The organism is Variovorax sp. Varisp53 (genome assembly GCF_059491555.1).
This window is the reverse complement of record NZ_CP168512.1, coordinates 6309368-6326830: the sequence shown is the minus strand read 5'-3', so window position 1 is coordinate 6326830 and position 17463 is coordinate 6309368. Positions and strand designations below refer to the sequence as shown.

Genomic DNA, 17463 nt, shown 5'->3' with positions numbered 1-17463 from the left:
CCCTTGTGCCGAGAATCCGCGGTCGGCCCCAGCCGGGGCCCCATGACTCTTCTCGCGCCAGATGAACTTCCAGCAACTGCGCTCGGTACGCGAGGCCGTTCGTTGCGGCTTCAACCTGACCGAAGTCGCCCACACCCTTCACACTTCGCAGCCCGGCGTGAGTCGGCAAATCCGCGAGCTCGAGGAAGAACTCGGCATCGAGCTCTTCGTGCGTGCGGGCAAGCGGCTCACGGGGCTCACCGAGCCGGGCGGGCACGTGCTGCCGATCATCGAGCGCATGCTGATGGAGAGCAGCAACCTCAAGCACGCGGGCCAGGAGTTCGTCGCGCAGCAGAGCGGCCTGCTCTCGGTGGCGGCCACGCACTCGCAGGCGCGCTATGCGATGCCGGTGGCGGTGCAGGAATTCCGCGCGCAGTTTCCGAACGTGAAGCTGCACCTGCACCAGGGCTCGCCCAAGCAGATCGCGCAGATGCTGCTCGACGGCGAGGCCGACGTGGGCATTGCCACGGAAGCGCTGGGCGACTACCCGCAGCTTGTCGCCCTGCCCTGCTACCGCTGGACGCATTCCGTGGTCGTGCCGCCGGGGCACCCGCTGCTCGACGCGCCACTGACGCTCGACGCGCTCACGCGCTATCCGCTCATCACCTACGACACGGGCTTCACGGGCCGCTCGCGCATCGACGAGGCCTTCGGGCAGCGCGGGCTGCAGCCCAACATCGTGCTCGCCGCAATGGACGCCGACGTGATCAAGACCTACGTGCAGCTGGGCCTTGGCGTGGGCATCGTGGCCGGCGTGGCCTACGAGGCCGAGCGCGACACGCAGCTGCGCGCGCTCGACGCGGGGCGACTGTTCGGCATCAACCTCACCAAGCTCGCGGTGCGGCGCGGCACCTACCTGCGCAAGTACGTGTACGCGTTCATCGAGTCGTTCGCACCCACGCTGACGCGCGCAGTGGTCGAAAAGGCTCTGGGAGACGAAGAAAGAGCCTCTCACTACGAAATCTAGGCTTTGTCCAGAAGCTGAGGGCGGGTGTGTACTGCGGACGACAGAATGGTTAAAAAAGAAGAATGCAGCTTCACACAGGCGGCGTACATTCGGGTTAATTCCCTGGCTTCCTGGAAATGGATCAGCAATGGCATCGTCGACCTCGCAGCAGCAACAACAGCAAACAAGGGCCTCCCAGAGGGCGGCCGATGCAGCGGAGCGGCGGGAACGGCTGAGACGGGCTCTGCCCGCCACGGTGGAACTGCTGCAGAGCCGCCAGGCCGACCGCATCGACGACGCCGACATCGACGCGTACGTGAGCCTCAACTGGCTCGAATGGCATGGTGGCGGCCTTCGGCTGACCATCACCGGGCGCAACGTCTGCGCCCAGTCGGTGCCCACCGCGCTGGTCTGAAGACCGGCTCCGGCGTTCGCTTCCTCGACCTCTCAAAAGAAAAACCGCCACGGTTGCCCGTGGCGGCTTCGTGCTGCCTGGTTGGATGGTGGTGCGCGCTTACTGGCCGGCGATGATGTTCGCGATCACGCCGGTGGCGATGGCCGCGAGCACGAAGTCGCCACCCACGCCCACCCACTGATAGCCACGGGGCGGCTGCTGGAGCCTGTAGGCGCGCCAGTCCTGCACCACGTAGTTGCGGCCACGATACTCCTGCGGCACGCGGCCACCGCGGCGCCATTCCGTATGCGGCTGCGGGAAGCCACGGCGGTCGAACTGGCGGCCATCGCGGAAGTCCTGGTTGCCGCGGTAGTAGTCGCCTTGCGGACCGTGCCGGTCGAAGTTGCGGTCATGCTGGTCTCGCTGATCCCGCTGTTCGTAGCGGCCGTCGCCCGGACGACCATCGCCGTGGCGGTCCTGCGCAAAGGCGCTCCCCGCCGCCATGCACATCGCGAGTGCTGCAGCGACAACGGCCATGCTCTTTGAATTGGTGATCATCTGGAAATCCTTCATGCGTTGATGACGAATTCATTGTGGGCCGCGCATGTGTCCGCTACGGACGCTTCGGGTCGCGGACGGGTGAAGTCCGGTAAGCGCCGGTATCCGCGCGGCGCCTTGTCCTTCAAGGTGGCGCATCGAGCCTCTCGCACGAGTGCCGCCGCCCTCCTCCATTCACTGGCAAGGGACAAGCGCCTGTGCCCTGCGAGCTGCGTTTAAGCTGCGCGCCACATGAAGCGAAGACACCTCCTGCACCTGCTGGCCAGCGCGCCTGCCATGGCCGTTCTGGTGGCCTGCGGCAAGCGCAGGGGCTCGGCCGCCGCACTGAAATCCGATGCCCGCGTGCTGGCCTTGGGCGACAGCCTGACTTACGGCTACGGCGCGCCGCCCAATGCGGCGTGGCCCGTGAAGCTGGGCGAGCTCACGGGCTGGCAGGTCGAGAACGCGGGCATCAACGGCGACACCTCGGATGGCGCGCTGCAACGCCTGCCAGGACTGCTGGGCGCGGGCAGCTATGACGCGATCCTGATCGGCATCGGCGGCAACGACATGCTGCGCGGCATGTCGGCCGCGGCCACGCGCGACAACATCGTGGCCCTGGTCAGTGAAGCGCGGGCGCACACGCCATACGTCGCGCTGCTGGCCACGCCGGCGCCCGACGCCATGCGTGCGGCGATCGGCTCGCTCAGCGATGCGCCGTTCTACGAAGAGATCGCGAAGTCGGGGCAGGCGCTGCTCGTGGCGAACGTGTATTCGAGCGTGCTGTCGGATGCGTCGCTGCGCTCCGATCGCATCCATGCCAACGCACGAGGCTATGAAAAGGTCGCGCAGCTGCTGGCGGACCAGCTCAAGGCCGCGGGCTGGCGCTGATCAGGCATTCAGCAAGTCGACGTAGGCACCCTGCACCAGCTGCTCGGCGCCCACGCCCAACTGCGCCATGAGCGCATGCGCTTCTGCGATGCCGGCCCCGGACGATTCGCCTTCTTCCAGCACAACCTCGAGCTCGAGGAATTCACCGAGGCCCTCCACGCGGTCGAGATGCACGCGCGTGCGGCCGACCAGGAACAGCTGGCGCAGCTTGCGCACGCGGCCCGCCTGCCCCCACGCAAGCGCGAGAGATTCGCGCAGCACATCTGGCGTGGCGCACGGCGTGATCAGGTAGAACGATTCCTTCGGGCCGCTGCTGTTGGCGCGGCGATAGAAGATCAGCTCGGCGTGATCGGGCGCGAAAGTGCGCAGCTTGAGGCGGTCTGCGCTGTCGGCGCAGCGGAAGAAAGTGTCGTCCTGCGCGATCTCGATGGGGCTTTGGTCGGCCAGCGTCTCGGCGATGCGCGCCACGCGTTCCACGCTGTCGATGCGGGCCTTGATTTCGATGTTTCTTGCCATGGGGCGGTGTGAGGGTTGGCTTTTTTTCGGGGTGCGTGCGCAGGCCACCGGGTACTCCCCTCCGCGAATGTCCTCCGCCCTTCGGGCTCCCCCTTTATTTCGCTGCGGGGAGCACCCGATGCCCTGCGCACAGGGCACGCTGCTGGTTTGCAGCCGATCAACCAGTGCTCTGAACGATCACGCCGGCGGGGTGCCTTGCGCAGCGAAATAAAGGAGGAGCCGAAGGCGGGGGACATTCGCGGAGCAAGGTACCCCGTCGGCGTGAGCGCGCCCCTGAACCGACGCGTCCCTGGTTCAGGGCGCGTTGCCTTGCGGACCCACCGGTGGTGGCGCAGCGCGCCCGCTGGAGCCTCGCGAAAGCTTGCGGCCGAAGGCCTCACCCACGTTGCGCACCGGCCGGCTGGCTTTCTCCGACACGTTGTTGACGCCGCGCCGCGTGGCCGCATCCGCGCGGTTGACGCTGCGGCCCGCGGCGTTGGTGCCGCGCTGCACGCTGCCCACGACCTTGCCGCCGCGCGAGGGTGACTTGAGGGTGTGAGCGCGTTGGGCCTGCGGCGGGTTGTCCGCGCTCTGGGCTTGCGCGCCCACCGGCAGCCACAGTGCTGCGGCCATCGCCACGACGAGCGATGTGCGAAAGGTGTTCGAGAGTTTCATGGAGTCTCCTTGGTGTCGTCTGCTTCCGCTGCTGCTGCGCGCGCCATGCGCTCGCTCTTCCAGTACACGTCGTCGCCGCCGTCCATCCGGTTGAGCACGCGCGCGAGCACGAAGAGCAGGTCGCTGAGCCGGTTGAGATATTGGCGCAGTGCGTCGTTGAGTTCAGCCGCAGCACCGAGCGCGACCACCGCGCGCTCGGCCCGCCGCGCCACCGTGCGGCACACATGCGCGAGCGAGGCTGCGCGCGTGCCCGCGGGCAGGATGAATTCGGCAAGGCGCGGCAGCGCGGCGTTGTGCTCGGCCAGCGCGTTGTCGAGCTGCAGCAGCGCATCGGCCTTCAGCAGCGTGAAACCCGGCATCGACAACTCGCCGCCGAGATTGAAGAGCTGGTGCTGCACGTCGACCAGCAGCTCGCGCACGGGCTCCGGCATGGGCTCGCACAGCAGCAGGCCGATCTGCGAGTTGAGTTCGTCCACGTCGCCCATCGCGTGCACGCGCAGGTGGTCTTTCGGCACGCGCGTGTTGTCGCCGAGGCCGGTGGTGCCATCGTCGCCGGTGCGGGTGGCGATCTGGGAAAGTCGGTTGCCCATGGTGGCTCCTGTTTTTACAGCTCGACGGTCGAGGCGTCTATCTTGCCCGCGAGCCATTGCAGGCCCGCAAGATGCTGCTGGTCGTGGCTGCAGAGGTAGTGGATGAGGCTGCGCATCGTGAGCGGGCCATAGCCTTCGAACACGGCCGTACGCGCGAGCTGTGCGTCGCTCAGGCTGGAGATGATTTCCATCGTCTGCGCGCGCGCCATGCGGAAGTCGGCCAGCACCTTCGCCGCGTCGGCCGTGCCGTATGCACGCGCGATGGCCAGCGGCTCGCTGTCGATCGAGGCCAGCGTCGGATGCGTCTCCTGCAGCGTGCGGCGAAAGCGCACGTGGTAGCCCTCGATCTCGATGTCGCGCACGTGGCAGAGCTGCTCGATGGCGGTGAAGGCCTCGCTGGGCACACCCTCCCACGAGGGCGGCGCCCAATGCCGGAAGGCCGTGGGAATGGCCGCGTAGTGGGCTTCCAGCTGCGACGGGAAGGCGGCGAGAGCGCTGAGGGTCGTGGGGTTCATGTTTTTTCCGAAGCGCATTATGGTGCTCGCTCCGTAGAATGGACGATCCCCCTCACGCCGCCAGGAGACCCACGATGAACGCCCCGACCTCCACCTCGCACCTGATGCCGGAGCTTCATCTGCGCGACGTGCCAGCGGCCCTGATCGACGGACTGAAGGCGCGCTTCGGCGCCAACTGTTCCACGGCCATGGCGGTGCGCACGCAGCACGGGCGCGACGAATCTTCCTTCGATGCGCCGCCGCCCGCCGCCGTGGTGTTCGCAGAGAGCACGCAGGACGTGGCCGATGCGGTAAAGCTCGCCAGCGAGCACAGCGTGCCGGTCATTCCCTTCGGCGTGGGCTCCTCGCTCGAAGGCCACCTGCTTGCGGTGCAGGGCGGCATCAGCATCGACGTGTCGCGCATGAACAAGGTGCTGTCGGTCAACGCCGACGACCTCACGGTGACGGTGCAGCCCGGCGTCACGCGCAAGCAGCTCAATGAGGAGATCAAGAGCACGGGCCTGTTCTTCCCCATCGACCCGGGTGCCGACGCTTCCATCGGCGGCATGACGGCCACGCGCGCCAGCGGCACGAATGCGGTGCGCTACGGCACGATGCGCGAGAACGTGCTGGCGCTCGAAGTGGTGACGGCCGCCGGCGACGTCATCCGCACCGGCACGCGCGCGAAGAAGTCGTCGGCCGGCTATGACCTCACGCGCCTCATGGTGGGCAGCGAAGGCACGCTGGGCGTGGTCACCGAGATCACGCTGCGCATCTACCCGCTGCCCGAGGCGGTGTCGGCGGCGATCTGCTCGTTCCCGAGCATCGAGGCGGCCGTGCGCACCACCATCGAGACCATTCAGCTCGGCGTGCCGATCGCGCGCGTGGAACTGATCGACGTGAACACGGTGCGCATGGTGAACGCCTACGCCAAGCTGAACCTGCGCGAAGAGCCGATGCTGCTGATGGAATTCCACGGCTCGCCGGCCGGCGTGAAGGAGCAGGCCGAGACGGTGCAGGAACTGGCCAGCGGGCATGGCGGCAACGCCTTCGAATGGGCCAGCACGCCGGAAGAACGCACGCGCCTGTGGACGGCGCGGCACAACAGCTACTTCGCAGCCGTGCAGTCGCGCCCGGGCTGCCGCGTGATTTCGACCGACACCTGCGTGCCGATCTCGCGCCTGGCCGATTGCCTGCTCGACTCGGTGGCCGAAGCCGATGCGAGCGGCATCCCCTACTTCCTCGTCGGCCACGTGGGCGACGGCAATTTCCACTTCGGCTACCTGCTCGACCCGAACATCCCCGAGGAGCGCGTGAAGGCCGAGGCGCTGAACCACGCGCTGGTGAGCCGCGCGCTGGCGCTCGAAGGCACTTGCACCGGCGAGCACGGCGTAGGGCTGCACAAGATGGACTTCCTGGTGACCGAGGCGGGTGTCGGCGCGATCGACATGATGCGCACGATCAAGCGTGCGCTCGACCCGAAGAACATCATGAACCCCGGGAAGATCTTCAGCCTCTGATCCGTTCGGGCGGCGCCCATGAAAAAGCCCGGCGGCTCGCGAGAGCCCCGGGCTTTTTTGTCGACGGTGCGACGACCGACGAGCGCGCTTACTTGCGGCGGCGTGCCGGTGCCTGCTCCGCCGGCACATAGGTCTGCGACGGCGCAGCACCGCCATCCACGCCCAGTCGGCCACCACCGCCGAGGCCCTGGCCGCGCACCGTCTGCGCCTTGTAGCTGCGCAGCGAGCGAACCATCTGGTTGAAGGCGTCCATGAAGGCCGCGGCAATCACCTTGCCCTGCGCCGTGTTGGTGTAGCCGCCGAGGCCGCCGCCCGCGCTGCGGCCGGCCAGCGCGCCGAAAGCGCCGAAATCGGTCTTGGAGGCACTGCCTTCGGAGGCCGCGACCTGCACGCCCGAACGGTTGTCGATCAGCGTCAGCAATGCGCTGGCTTCCTTGGTCTGCATGTTGCCGCCGATGGCCGCCAGTGCGCGTCCACGGCCGCCACCCACCAGGCCGCCCAACGCCCCGCCGATGCCGCCGGCATCGCTGTTGCTGAACACGATCTCGGGCGACAGGCCGTAGTCGGAGGCCACCATCTGGCCGCGGCCGAAGTTGCTGCCACCGCGCATTTCACCGGACTGCTGCAGCGCACGCTCGCGCGTCATCGCGTTCATGCCGGCCGCGCCGCGCTCGACCACGATGAAGCAGTTCGATTGCTGCACCAGCAGGCGCAGCAGGTTGGCCGTGGGCGGCAGGCGGTATTCGCCGGTGAGGATGGTGTACCAGCCCGCGCTCTGGTTTTCGATCAGCGAGACCGTGCCGAGCGGCGATTCGCAGCGCTCGAGCTGGCTGCTTTCGCCTGCGGTGGCGCTGCCTGCGGCGCTGCCGGTGGCCATGGTCTTGGCCGACTGGCTGCCCATCTGCATGTCGGTCGCCGCGCAACCGGTGAGGAGAAGCGCGCCGACGGTGACGGCCGCGAGCGGGAACTTGGTGAACAGCATGGTGGACTCCCTCCGTTTATTCAAGAAATCTGGGGTTGGAAAAACAGCGGTCGAGGATACGCGCAAAGGATTGCAGGAATCAATCAAACGAACGCCAGCCCCCCGGTTCACAACACTAGGCCGTTCGGCGGATGCGCTCGATCAATCCGTTGAGGGCCTCGATGGAGCCGAAGTGGATGGCGAGCTCGCCGCTTTCCTCGACACGGCCGCCGCGCTTGCTGCGCTTCTTGATGCGCACCTCGACCTCGGCGGTGAGCAGATCGGCCAGTTCTTCTTCCACGCGCTGCAGGTCGCGCGACTTCTCGCCGTCGTTGCTGCGCCGCGATGGCGTGAGCGTGAACTCGGCCGCGAGCTTCTTCACCAGCGACTCGGCCTCGCGCACCGACATCTTCCTGGCGGCGATCTGGTTGGCCGCCGTGATCTGCGTGCCGCGGTCGAGCGACAGCAGCGCGCGGGCGTGGCCCATGTCGATGTCGCCGGCCATCAGCATCTGCTGTGCGGGTTCCGCCAGGTTCAGCAGGCGCAGCAGGTTGCTGGCCGCGCTGCGCGAGCGGCCCACAGCCTGCGCCGCTTGCTCGTGAGTGAGCCCAAACTCGCTCACCAGGCGTTGCAGACCTTGGGCTTCTTCAAGCGGGTTGAGGTCTTCGCGCTGGATGTTCTCGATCAGCGACATCGCCGCCGCGGCCTCGTTGGGCACGTCGCGCACCAGCACTGGCACGCTGTCGAGACCGGCGAGCCTGGCGGCGCGAAAACGGCGCTCGCCCGCGATGATTTCGTATTCCGCGTTCTTGGTGGCAGCCGATTCGGCATCGAGCCGGCGCACCAGGATCGGCTGCATGATGCCCTGCACCTTGATGCTCTCCGCCAGCTCGTAGAGCGCGCCTTCGTCCATGCGCGTGCGCGGCTGGTAGACGCCAGCAACCATCTGCTCGAGCATCAGCGTGCTCGGGTTCCTTGGCGCGCCGCCCTCTTCCGGGCCCACGTTGCCGTTCAATCCGTTGTCGACGGAAGGCGCGGCCGTCGGGCCGAGCAGCGCCTCGAGGCCGCGGCCCAGGCCCTTGGGTTTCTTGGTCGCCATCAGTTCTTTTCTTTCGAGATTTCGTTCAGGAGCTTCCGGCCCTCGGGCCATTCGCCCAAGCCGGATTCGGCATTCAGGTGACCGCCCGGGCCGGCGTCAATGAAGCGCGCCCCCCAATCCCTGGCGAGCTGCTGCGAGCGCGGGGCTTCGCAGTACGGGTCGTCGTTGGCGGCAATCATCACCGCCGGAAACGGCAGCGGCTTGCGCACGATCGGTGCCCAGCCGGGAATCAGCTGGCGCAGGTCGTCGCGCTCCACATCGCCAGGCGCCACCAGCAGCGCACCGCGCACCTTGTGCGTGTTGCGCGAATGCGCGGCCCAGGCGGCGACGAGGATGCAGCCGAGGCTGTGCGCCGCAAGAACCACCGGGCCGGGCGAGGCCAGCACCTCTTCCTCGAGCCGCGCAGACCAGTCGCCGCGCAGCGGTCGCATCCAATCGTGCTGCTCGACACGGCGATCACCGTGGACGGACTCCCAAAGGGTTTGCCAATGGCCGGGGCCGCTGTTCTGCCAACCTGGCAGCAGCAGGATGCGAGGATCTGTCATTTGCTACTACTAACTCGATAGCGCATTGCCAGCCGGTGGCAAGCGTCAGGCGTTGTTTTCACTGGTGGAATCGGATGCTGGCGCGACAGCAGGCGCCATCACGTCATCGGGAATGGGCAGGTCCGGCGCAATGCGCGCGACCGGTGCGATTGGCGGCGCCACCGCACCCGAGGCAAAAGCGCTTGCGGGCGGCATCTTGTCGATCAGCTCCTGGGCAAAGGCAATGAAGGCCTGGCTGCCGCGGGCGGCCGGATCGAACACCACGCCCGGCAGTCCGTAGCTTGGTGCCTCGGCCAGCCGCACATTGCGCGGAATCACCGTGTCGAACACCTTGTCGCCGAAGTGGGACTTGAGTTGCTCGCTCACTTGCTGCTGCAGCGTGATGCGCGGATCGAACATCACGCGCAGCAAGCCGATGATCTGCAGGTTCTTGTTGAGGTTGGCGTGCACCTGCTTGATGGTGTTGACCAGATCGGTCAGCCCTTCGAGCGCGAAGTATTCGCACTGCATCGGCACGATCACGCCGTGGGCAGCGCACAGGCCGTTCAGCGTCAACAGGCTCAGGCTCGGCGGGCAGTCGATCAGCACGAAGTCGTACTCGGCACCGACAGCGGCCAGCGCGGTGCGCAGGCGCTTCTCTCGGCGATCGAGTGCCACCATCTCGACTTCGGCGCCGGCCAGTTCGCGGTTGGCGCCCAGCACGTCGTAGCCGCAACCGCCCTCCACCAGCTTGTCTGCCTTGACGCGGGCCTCGGACACCGAGGCCGATTCGAGCAGCACGTCGTACACCGTCAACTCCAGCTGGCGCTTGTCGATGCCCGAACCCATGGTGGCATTGCCCTGCGGGTCGAGGTCGATCATCAGCACGCGCTGGCCGACCTTGGCGAGGCCGGCGGCGAGATTGACGGTGGTGGTGGTCTTGCCGACGCCGCCCTTCTGATTGGCAATGCAGAAAATCTTGGCCATGTGAGTACCGGGGATCGATCGATCAGCGCGAGATTGCGAGCTTGACGCCGAAGGCGATCAGGAAACTGCCGGCAAGCTTTTCGAGCGTGGTGGAAATGCGGGGATTCGCGCGGATGCGCTCGGCCAGGAAATGCGTGAGCAGCGTTGAGGTCAGGCCGTACAGGAAGGTCAGCGCGGCGATGGTCACCGCCATTGCGCCGAAAGTGATCAGGCCCTGGTGCCGGGCCGGATCCACGAACAGCGGGAAGAAGGCCATGTAGAACACGATCGCCTTTGGGTTCAGCAGCGTGATGGTGAACGCCTGGCGCATGAAATGGCTGGGCTTGATATTGAGGATGGGTGCCGAACCGGGCTTGGCCAACAGCATCTTGATGCCCATCCAGGCCAGATAGGCAGCACCCAACCACTGCACAGCCTTGAAGGCGGCCGGGTAAGCCGCCATCACGGCCGACACGCCAGCCACCGCCGCCCACAGCAGAAACTGGTCGCCGATGATCACGCCGGCCGTCGCAGCCAGGCCGCCTCGGATGCCGCCCTTGCTGGTCGAGGTGATCAGCGCCAGATTGCCCGGACCGGGAATCAGGAGAAAGAGGACGATGGCGGCGACGAATGCGCCGTAGTCAGCAATGCCGAACATGGTTTTGCCTCGAAAAAGCGGGTCGGGAGAGAGACCGAAGGGAGGCATCGAGTCTAAGCGAGCACGCGTCACAGAGACTGTTCCGACACCGGCTTTTACCGGTGCCGCCGCATCTTTTGCGTATTCAGTCGCTGATTTGGGCGAGGTCCTTGCGCGCCCAAACGATGCAGCGCTCGGCATCCAGGCCCGGAACCGTCAGTTGTTCCACGTGAAACACTTTGACGCCCTTGGGCAGGACTGCAAGTTCATCGGTCGGCACCTTGCCCTTCATGGCCAGCCAAACGCCGCCGGGTGCGAGGAGGTTCATCGAACCGTTGAAGAAGTCTGGCAACGATGCGAAGGCGCGCGAGCTGATGACCTCGTAGCTGCCAGCCAGGGATTCGACTCGGGCATGCAGTCCGCGAAGGTTCGGCAGTTCCAGTTCGGCCGCCACTTGCTGGACAAAGGCCGCCTTCTTGGCGACCGCGTCGAGGCAGCTCACCTCGAGGTCTGGCCGCGTGATGGCGATCACCACGCCGGGCAAACCGCCACCGGAGCCGACATCGAGCAACTTGCCCTTCCCTGCCCACTCGCGTTGCAGCGGTGCGATGGCCGCGAGACTGTCGAGCAGGTGGTGTGTGAGGACGCTGGCCGGATCGCGCAAGGCCGTAAGGTTGTAGACCTTGTTCCACTTGAGCATCAGCGTGCCATAGGCCAAGAGGCGTTCGCCCTGGCTGTCGGACAGGGCGACGCCCATCGCAGCTGCACCGGCGCGCAGCGTGTCGATCGGCGCCGTCATTCCGCGGACTGCGGCTCGGTGGCTGCTTCCGTGGTGGCGGTGTCGCTGGCAAAGGCCTTGTGGCCACCCTTGCGCAGATGAATCATCAGCAAAGAAATGGCGGCCGGCGTCACGCCGGAGATGCGCGAAGCCAAACCCAAGGTCTCCGGACGGTGCTTGTCCAGCTTCTGCCGCACCTCGAAACTCAGCGCCTTGACCTGGCCGTAGTCGAAGTCGGCGGGAAGTTTGAGGTTCTCGAAGTGCGCCGCGCGCTCCACCTCGTCGTGCTGGCGTTCGATGTAGCCTGAGTATTTGGCCGAAATCTCGATCTGCTCGATCTCGGTTTCGCTCAGCGCCACCGACGCGCCGTACTTGCCGCCGTCCAGCGACATCAGGGTTTCGTAGCTCACGTCGGGCCGGCGCAGCAGGTCGGCCAGGTTGTATTCATGATCGATGGCCTTGCCCAGCACCCGCTCCGACTCGGCGGCCGGCAGGTTACGCGGGTTCACCCAGATCGACTTAAGACGCTCTGTTTCACGTGAAACAGCATCACGCTTGCGGCTGAAAGCGTCCCATCGTGCATCGTCGACCAAGCCGAGCTTGCGCCCTGCTTCCGTCAAGCGCATGTCGGCGTTGTCCTCGCGCAGCTGCAGACGGAACTCGGCGCGGCTGGTGAACATGCGGTAAGGCTCGGTCACGCCCTTGGTGATCAGGTCGTCGACCAGCACGCCCAGGTAGGCCTCGTCGCGACGCGGCAGCCAGGCGTCTTCGCCACGGCACTGCAGCGCAGCGTTGATGCCGGCGAACAGGCCCTGGGCCGCGGCTTCTTCGTACCCGGTCGTGCCGTTGATCTGCCCGGCAAAGAACAGGCCCTTGACCGAGCGGGTCTCGAAGCTGCTCTTGAGTTCGCGCGGATCGAAGTAGTCGTACTCGATGGCGTAGCCCGGCCGCAGGATGTGCGCGTTTTCCAGACCCGGCATCGAGCGCACGAGCTGGTATTGAATGTCGAACGGCAGGCTGGTCGAGATCCCGTTCGGGTAGTACTCGTTGGTCGTCAGGCCTTCGGGCTCCAGGAAGATCTGGTGGCTTTCCTTGTCCGCAAAGCGGTTGATCTTGTCTTCCACACTGGGGCAGTAGCGCGGACCCACGCCGTCGATCTTGCCTGTGAACATGGGGCTGCGGTCGAAACCCGAGCGGATGATCTCGTGCGTGCGCGCGTTGGTGTGGGTGATCCAGCAGGGCATTTGCCGCGGGTGCATGTCGGTGCGGCCCATGAAGCTGAACACCGGCATCGGCCCTGCCCCGCCGGGCATGCCGTCGCCCGGTTGTTCGGTGCACTTCGAAAAATCGATGCTGCGGCCGTCGAGCCGCGGCGGCGTGCCGGTCTTCAGGCGGCCCTGTGGCAACTTCAGCTCCTTGAGCCGCGCCGACAGGCTGATCGCCGGTGGATCGCCTGCCCGGCCAGCCTGGTAGTTATCGAGGCCAACGTGGATGCGGCCATCGAGAAAAGTACCCGCGGTCAGCACCACCGTGCGTGCGCGAAAGGCAATGCCCACCTGCGTGACAGCGCCGACCACGCGATCGCCCTCCACCATCAGATCGTCGACGGCCTGCTGGAACAGGCTCAGGTTCGGCTGGTTTTCCAGGCGATGGCGGATCGCGGCCTTGTACAGAATCCGGTCGGCCTGCGCACGGGTGGCGCGCACGGCCGGGCCCTTGCTCGAGTTGAGAATGCGAAACTGGATGCCGGCTTCGTCGGTTGCAATTGCCATCGCACCGCCGAGCGCATCGACCTCCTTCACGAGGTGGCCCTTGCCGATGCCGCCTATCGACGGGTTGCAGCTCATCTGCCCCAGCGTCTCGATGTTGTGGGAGAGCAGCAGTGTCTTGGCGCCCATGCGCGCGGCGGCGAGCGCGGCTTCGGTGCCGGCATGGCCGCCGCCAACGACGATCACGTCGAATTCTTCGGGATACAGCATTTGAAATGGGGGCGCACAACTGACGCGTGCGCGGCGCAAAAGGGGGCGCCAATTTTAATCGTCCAGGCTCGTTTGCGCCCGTTGTGTGGACAAGCTAGGGGCGCCTGCCCAGTTGCGCCCCAACGCCCGCTGTCATTGGATAGATTGCTATGTATTTTATAGCAACCTGGCGGTGGTAATCGCGGGTCTATTTCACCGCGCCGATGCCAAGCGCGGCCAGCACGATGAACAGCACCGCCAGCACCAGGAACAAGCCGAACAGCAGCTTCGCAATGCCGGCAGCACCCGCTGCCACGCCACCAAAGCCCAGCAACGCGGCCACAAGGGAGATGACCGCAAAAATGATCGCGTACTTCAACATTCGGAAACTCCTTCCGGCAGGCCTCATGCCACCGTGCCGCGGAGCTTAGAAGAGCCATCGACACGCTCGATGGTCCCCGCGCGCGAGCCGCCGTAGGACAAGAACGCGAGGCTGCCGAACCCGCTAGCATCCGCTGCGGTCTCCCGCAAAATCAACCTCCGTCATCCATTGGAGTTTTTCGAATGAAGCTGTATTACTCGCCCGGCGCCTGTTCGCTCTCCCCTCACATCGCGCTGCACGAGGCAGGCCTCGCCTTCGAGCCGGTGCTGGCCAGCACCAAGAGCCACAAGCTGCAGGACGGCACCGACTACTACGGCATCAATCCGCTGGGCTACGTGCCGATGCTCGAACTCGACGACGGCGCCCGCCTGCGCGAAGGCCCGGCCATCCTCCAGTACATCGCCGACCTCGCCCCCACCAAGAACCTCGCGCCGGCCGCCGGCACCATGCAGCGCTACCGCCTGCAGGAGTGGCTGACCTTCATCGGCACCGAAGTGCACAAGGGCTTCAGCCCTCTGTTCAACCCGGGCATGCCCGAAGAAGCCAAGGGCATCTTCAAGGACAAGCTCAAGTCGCGCTTCCAGTGGCTCGACGGCGAACTGGCCAGCAAGCAGTTCCTGATGGGCGATCATTTCAGCGTGGCCGACGGCTACCTGTTCACCGTCACCAACTGGACCAAGCCGACCGGCGTCGACATCTCCGACTTTCCCAACCTGCTGGCCTGGCACGCACGCGTTGGTGCTCGACCCGCCGTACAGGAAGCGATGAAGGCCGAAGGCCTCCTGAAGTAAGCCGAAGCACGCGAAAGCGTGCAGAAGCAGCGAAGCGAGCGGGGCTTCTCCTAGGGAAAACCCGCATCGCTTCAGCCACAAGCCGCACGATGCGGCTTTTTTTATGGCGCACGCTACGGGAAGGCTTCAGAAGACCGAAGAAGGAATCCTCACCATGCCCGAGAAGACCCATCCCGAACTGCGCGAAGAGATGCGAGGGCCCGTCATGTGGCTCACCATCGACCGGGAAGAGCGCCGAAATGCGATCAACGGCTCAGTGGTCGCCCGGCTGTCCGACGCTCTCGCCCGCGCCAACAGCGACAACGCCGTGCGCGCCGTGGTCATCACCGGCGCCGGCACGCGCGCCTTCTGCGCAGGCGCCGACCTGCAAAGCGGCACCTCCTTCAAGTTCGACTACGCCGCGCCCTACCAGAACATCGCCAACCTGTTCCGCCAGGCACGCCAGTCGACCGTGCCGCTGATAGCGCGCGTCAACGGCGCCTGCATGGCGGGCGGCATGGGGATCATGGCGATGTGCGACATGGCGGTGGCCAGCAGCCAGGCCGTGTTCGGCCTGCCCGAGGTGAAGGTCGGCCTCTTTCCCGCGCAGGTGCTCAGCGTGCTCGGCGGCCTGCTGCCGCGCCGGGTGCTGGCCGAGATGTGCATCACCGGCGAACCCATCACCGCCGCGCAGGCGCTCGAACTGAAGCTCGTGAACCGCGTGAGCGACGACGTCGACGAAAGCCTCGACTGGCTGCTCGGCCGCATGCTCGACAAGTCGCCCGCGGCCATCCGGCGCGGCCTCTACACGATGAAGAAGATCGAGGCGATGGCCTTCGAGGAATCGATGGCCTTCACCGAAAGCCAGATCGGCCTGTTCGCACTCACCGAAGATGCGGCCGAGGGACAACTCGCCTTCCGCGAGAAGCGCAAGCCGCAATGGAGCGGCCGATGAACAGCGGCAACAACGAACGCATCGTGCGCATCGGCGGGGCCTCCGGCTTCTGGGGCGACAGCAGCGTGGGCGCGCCGCAGCTCGTGGCCAGCGGGCAGGTCGACTACCTCGTGTTCGACTACCTTGCCGAACTCACCATGTCGATCCTCGCGGGCGCGCGACTCAAGAAGCCCGAGCTGGGCTATGCCACCGACTTCGTCTCCGTCGCGATGAAGGCCGTGCTGAAGGACGTCGTGAAACAAGGCATCCGCGTGGTGAGCAACGCCGGCGGCGTGAACCCGCAAGGCTGCGCCGATGCGCTCGCGGCACTGGCCGCCGAACAGGGCATCGCGCTGAAGATCGCCGTGGTGAGCGGCGACGATGTGTCCGCACTTCTGCCGCAGCTGCGCCAGTCGCAGCCGCCCGTGCGCGAGCTGCAGAGCGGCGCCGCCTTGCCCGAACGCGTGCTCACTGCCAACGCGTACCTCGGCGCACGGCCGATCCAGGCCGCGCTCGATGCGGGCGCGCAGGTCGTCATCACCGGGCGCTGCGTCGACTCGGCCGTCACGCTCGGCGTGCTCATGCACGAATTCAATTGGCAGCCGGGCGACTTCGACCTGCTCGCCGCGGGCAGCCTCGCGGGCCACATCATCGAATGCGGCTGCCAGGCCACCGGCGGCCTGCACACCGACTGGGACACCGTGCCCGACTGGCCCAACATCGGCTACCCCATCGTCGAATGCAGCGCCGATGGCAGCTTCGTCGTCACCAAGCCCGCGGGCACCGGCGGCAAGCTCGTGCCCGCGGTGGTGGGCGAGCAGATGCTCTACGAGATCGGCGATCCCGCGGCCTACCTGCTGCCCGACGTGGTGGCCGACTTCACGCAGGTGCGCATCGAACAGGCCGGCGAACACCGCGTACGCGTGCACGGCGCGCGCGGCCGTGCGCCGACCGCGAGCTACAAGGTCTGCGCCACGTATGTCGACGGCTTCAAGACCGCAGCGCAGCTCACCATCGTCGGCTTCGATGCGGTGGCCAAGGCCAGGCGCACGGGCGAGGCGATCCTCGCGCGCACGGGTGCGCTGTTCTCGCAGCAGGGCTTCGGCCCCTACAGCGGCGCGCTGCTCGAAGTACTCGGCGCGGAGTCATGCTATGGCCCGCATGCGCAGGCCCTGCAGACGCGCGAAGCAGTGCTGCGGCTCGCGGTAACGCATCCGCGCAAGGAAGCCCTGGAACTGTTCGCGCGCGAGGTCGCGCCAGCCGGCACCTCGTGGGCGCCCGGCACCACCGGCGCGGGCGGCAGGCGCGCCTCGGTCTCCCCGTCGATCCGGCAGTACGCATTCCTGCTCGACAAGTCGCAGGTCGAGGCCCGCGTCGGCATCGACGGCGTGTGCATCGACGTGCCCCGCGCCACAGCGCCTGCGCCGCACGCCGGGTCCGTTTCACAGCCTGCCAGAGCCACGGAAACGCATGAAGCACCCGTGCCCGCGGACGCCGTCGAAGTGCCGCTCCTGCGCCTCGCATACGCGCGCAGCGGCGACAAGGGCGACACCTCGAACGTCGGCGTCATCGCACGCCACCCCGCCCTGCTGCCGCTGCTGCGCGAACAGCTCACCGAGGCGCGCGTGGCCGAATGGCTCGCACACCTCGTCAAGGGCCACGTCATGCGCTACGAGGTGCCGGGCATCGCCGCCTTCAACTTCGTCTGCGAACAGGCGCTGGGCGGCGGCGGCATGGCCTCGCTGCGCAACGACCCGCTCGGCAAGGGCATGGGTCAGATCCTGCTCGCCATGCCGCTGCGCGTGAGCCCGGCACTGCTGGCGCAGCTTCCCTAGCACCATTCGGGACAACCGTGCGACAGCAGGGTTGAGGC

20 protein-coding genes are annotated in these 17463 nt (G+C 66.6%); 7 read left to right on the top strand and 13 right to left on the bottom strand.

Features of this window, described 5'->3' with window-relative positions:
- The first annotated feature begins 61 nt into the window (after positions 1-61).
- Both ACEOAB_RS29800 and ACEOAB_RS29795 read left to right on the top strand, forming a co-directional pair.
- The gene (locus ACEOAB_RS29800) at positions 62-1006 is read left to right on the top strand and encodes a CysB family HTH-type transcriptional regulator (protein WP_413749000.1); all 945 of its coding nucleotides are present in this window, start codon (positions 62-64) and stop codon (positions 1004-1006) included.
- 127 nt (positions 1007-1133) lie between these two features.
- The gene (locus ACEOAB_RS29795; protein ID WP_056600122.1) at positions 1134-1400 is read left to right on the top strand and encodes a hypothetical protein; all 267 of its coding nucleotides are present in this window, start codon (positions 1134-1136) and stop codon (positions 1398-1400) included.
- Between the two features lie 99 nt (positions 1401-1499).
- On the opposite strand, the gene ACEOAB_RS29790 is transcribed toward ACEOAB_RS29795, so the two are convergent.
- Positions 1500-1937: an RcnB family protein gene (locus tag ACEOAB_RS29790; protein WP_413749002.1), complete on the bottom strand. Its 438-nt coding sequence runs from the start codon at positions 1935-1937 to the stop codon at positions 1500-1502.
- Positions 1938-2168: 231 nt separating this feature from the next.
- Here ACEOAB_RS29790 and ACEOAB_RS29785 point away from each other — a divergent pair, with 231 nt between their 5' ends.
- Positions 2169-2807: a GDSL-type esterase/lipase family protein gene (locus tag ACEOAB_RS29785; protein ID WP_413749003.1), complete on the top strand. Its 639-nt coding sequence runs from the start codon at positions 2169-2171 to the stop codon at positions 2805-2807.
- On the opposite strand, the gene ACEOAB_RS29780 is transcribed toward ACEOAB_RS29785, so the two are convergent.
- From ACEOAB_RS29780 to ACEOAB_RS29765, 4 genes are all read right to left on the bottom strand, one after another.
- On the bottom strand, positions 2808-3323 hold the full coding sequence (locus ACEOAB_RS29780; RefSeq protein WP_413749004.1) for a class IV adenylate cyclase: 516 nt from the start codon (positions 3321-3323) through the stop codon (positions 2808-2810).
- Positions 3324-3617: 294 nt separating this feature from the next.
- A complete protein-coding gene (locus tag ACEOAB_RS29775; RefSeq protein WP_413749005.1) occupies positions 3618-3977 on the bottom strand; it encodes a hypothetical protein in 360 nt (119 codons plus the stop codon).
- Positions 3974-4567, bottom strand: a complete 594-nt coding sequence (locus ACEOAB_RS29770) for a cob(I)yrinic acid a,c-diamide adenosyltransferase (protein ID WP_007838734.1) — start codon at positions 4565-4567, stop codon at positions 3974-3976. The genes ACEOAB_RS29775 and ACEOAB_RS29770 overlap by 4 nt, the downstream gene beginning before the upstream one ends.
- A 14-nt stretch (positions 4568-4581) precedes the next feature.
- Positions 4582-5082, bottom strand: a complete 501-nt coding sequence (locus ACEOAB_RS29765) for a DinB family protein (RefSeq protein ID WP_056600351.1) — start codon at positions 5080-5082, stop codon at positions 4582-4584.
- 74 nt (positions 5083-5156) lie between these two features.
- Here ACEOAB_RS29765 and ACEOAB_RS29760 point away from each other — a divergent pair, with 74 nt between their 5' ends.
- Complete coding sequence (locus ACEOAB_RS29760; protein ID WP_413749006.1) at positions 5157-6581, top strand: FAD-binding oxidoreductase; 1425 nt, start codon at positions 5157-5159, stop codon at positions 6579-6581.
- 88 nt (positions 6582-6669) lie between these two features.
- On the opposite strand, the gene ACEOAB_RS29755 is transcribed toward ACEOAB_RS29760, so the two are convergent.
- The 8 genes from ACEOAB_RS29755 to ACEOAB_RS29720 form a co-directional block, all read right to left on the bottom strand.
- Entirely contained in the window at positions 6670-7563 is an 894-nt protein-coding gene (locus ACEOAB_RS29755; protein ID WP_413749007.1) for a CsgG/HfaB family protein, read from the bottom strand.
- Between the two features lie 115 nt (positions 7564-7678).
- Entirely contained in the window at positions 7679-8641 is a 963-nt protein-coding gene (locus ACEOAB_RS29750) for a ParB/RepB/Spo0J family partition protein (protein ID WP_413749008.1), read from the bottom strand.
- Positions 8641-9186, bottom strand: coding sequence for an RBBP9/YdeN family alpha/beta hydrolase (locus ACEOAB_RS29745; protein ID WP_413749009.1), 546 nt, complete (start codon positions 9184-9186; stop codon positions 8641-8643). The genes ACEOAB_RS29750 and ACEOAB_RS29745 overlap by 1 nt, the downstream gene beginning before the upstream one ends.
- 45 nt (positions 9187-9231) lie before the next feature.
- Positions 9232-10152 carry a ParA family protein gene (locus tag ACEOAB_RS29740; RefSeq protein WP_056600095.1) on the bottom strand — a complete coding sequence of 307 codons (921 nt, stop codon included), beginning with the start codon at positions 10150-10152 and terminating at the stop codon, positions 9232-9234.
- A 22-nt stretch (positions 10153-10174) separates the two neighbouring features.
- On the bottom strand, positions 10175-10789 hold the full coding sequence (locus ACEOAB_RS29735) for a LysE family transporter (RefSeq protein ID WP_413313616.1): 615 nt from the start codon (positions 10787-10789) through the stop codon (positions 10175-10177).
- Between the two features lie 124 nt (positions 10790-10913).
- Complete coding sequence (gene rsmG, locus ACEOAB_RS29730; protein WP_413749010.1) at positions 10914-11567, bottom strand: 16S rRNA (guanine(527)-N(7))-methyltransferase RsmG; 654 nt, start codon at positions 11565-11567, stop codon at positions 10914-10916.
- Positions 11564-13525, bottom strand: coding sequence for a tRNA uridine-5-carboxymethylaminomethyl(34) synthesis enzyme MnmG (gene mnmG / locus ACEOAB_RS29725; RefSeq protein WP_413749011.1), 1962 nt, complete (start codon positions 13523-13525; stop codon positions 11564-11566). The genes rsmG and mnmG overlap by 4 nt, the downstream gene beginning before the upstream one ends.
- Before the next feature lie 187 nt (positions 13526-13712).
- Positions 13713-13886 carry a DUF1328 family protein gene (locus ACEOAB_RS29720; RefSeq protein ID WP_413749012.1) on the bottom strand — a complete coding sequence of 58 codons (174 nt, stop codon included), beginning with the start codon at positions 13884-13886 and terminating at the stop codon, positions 13713-13715.
- Between the two features lie 182 nt (positions 13887-14068).
- Here ACEOAB_RS29720 and gstA point away from each other — a divergent pair, with 182 nt between their 5' ends.
- The 3 genes from gstA to ACEOAB_RS29705 all read left to right on the top strand — a co-directional run bounded on the left by gstA (position 14069) and on the right by ACEOAB_RS29705 (position 17425).
- A complete protein-coding gene (gene gstA / locus ACEOAB_RS29715) occupies positions 14069-14677 on the top strand; it encodes a glutathione transferase GstA (protein ID WP_056600082.1) in 609 nt (202 codons plus the stop codon).
- 154 nt (positions 14678-14831) lie between these two features.
- On the top strand, positions 14832-15611 hold the full coding sequence (locus ACEOAB_RS29710; protein WP_413749013.1) for an enoyl-CoA hydratase/isomerase family protein: 780 nt from the start codon (positions 14832-14834) through the stop codon (positions 15609-15611).
- A complete protein-coding gene (locus ACEOAB_RS29705; protein ID WP_413749014.1) occupies positions 15608-17425 on the top strand; it encodes an acyclic terpene utilization AtuA family protein in 1818 nt (605 codons plus the stop codon). The genes ACEOAB_RS29710 and ACEOAB_RS29705 overlap by 4 nt, the downstream gene beginning before the upstream one ends.
- Positions 17426-17463: the final 38 nt, after the last annotated feature.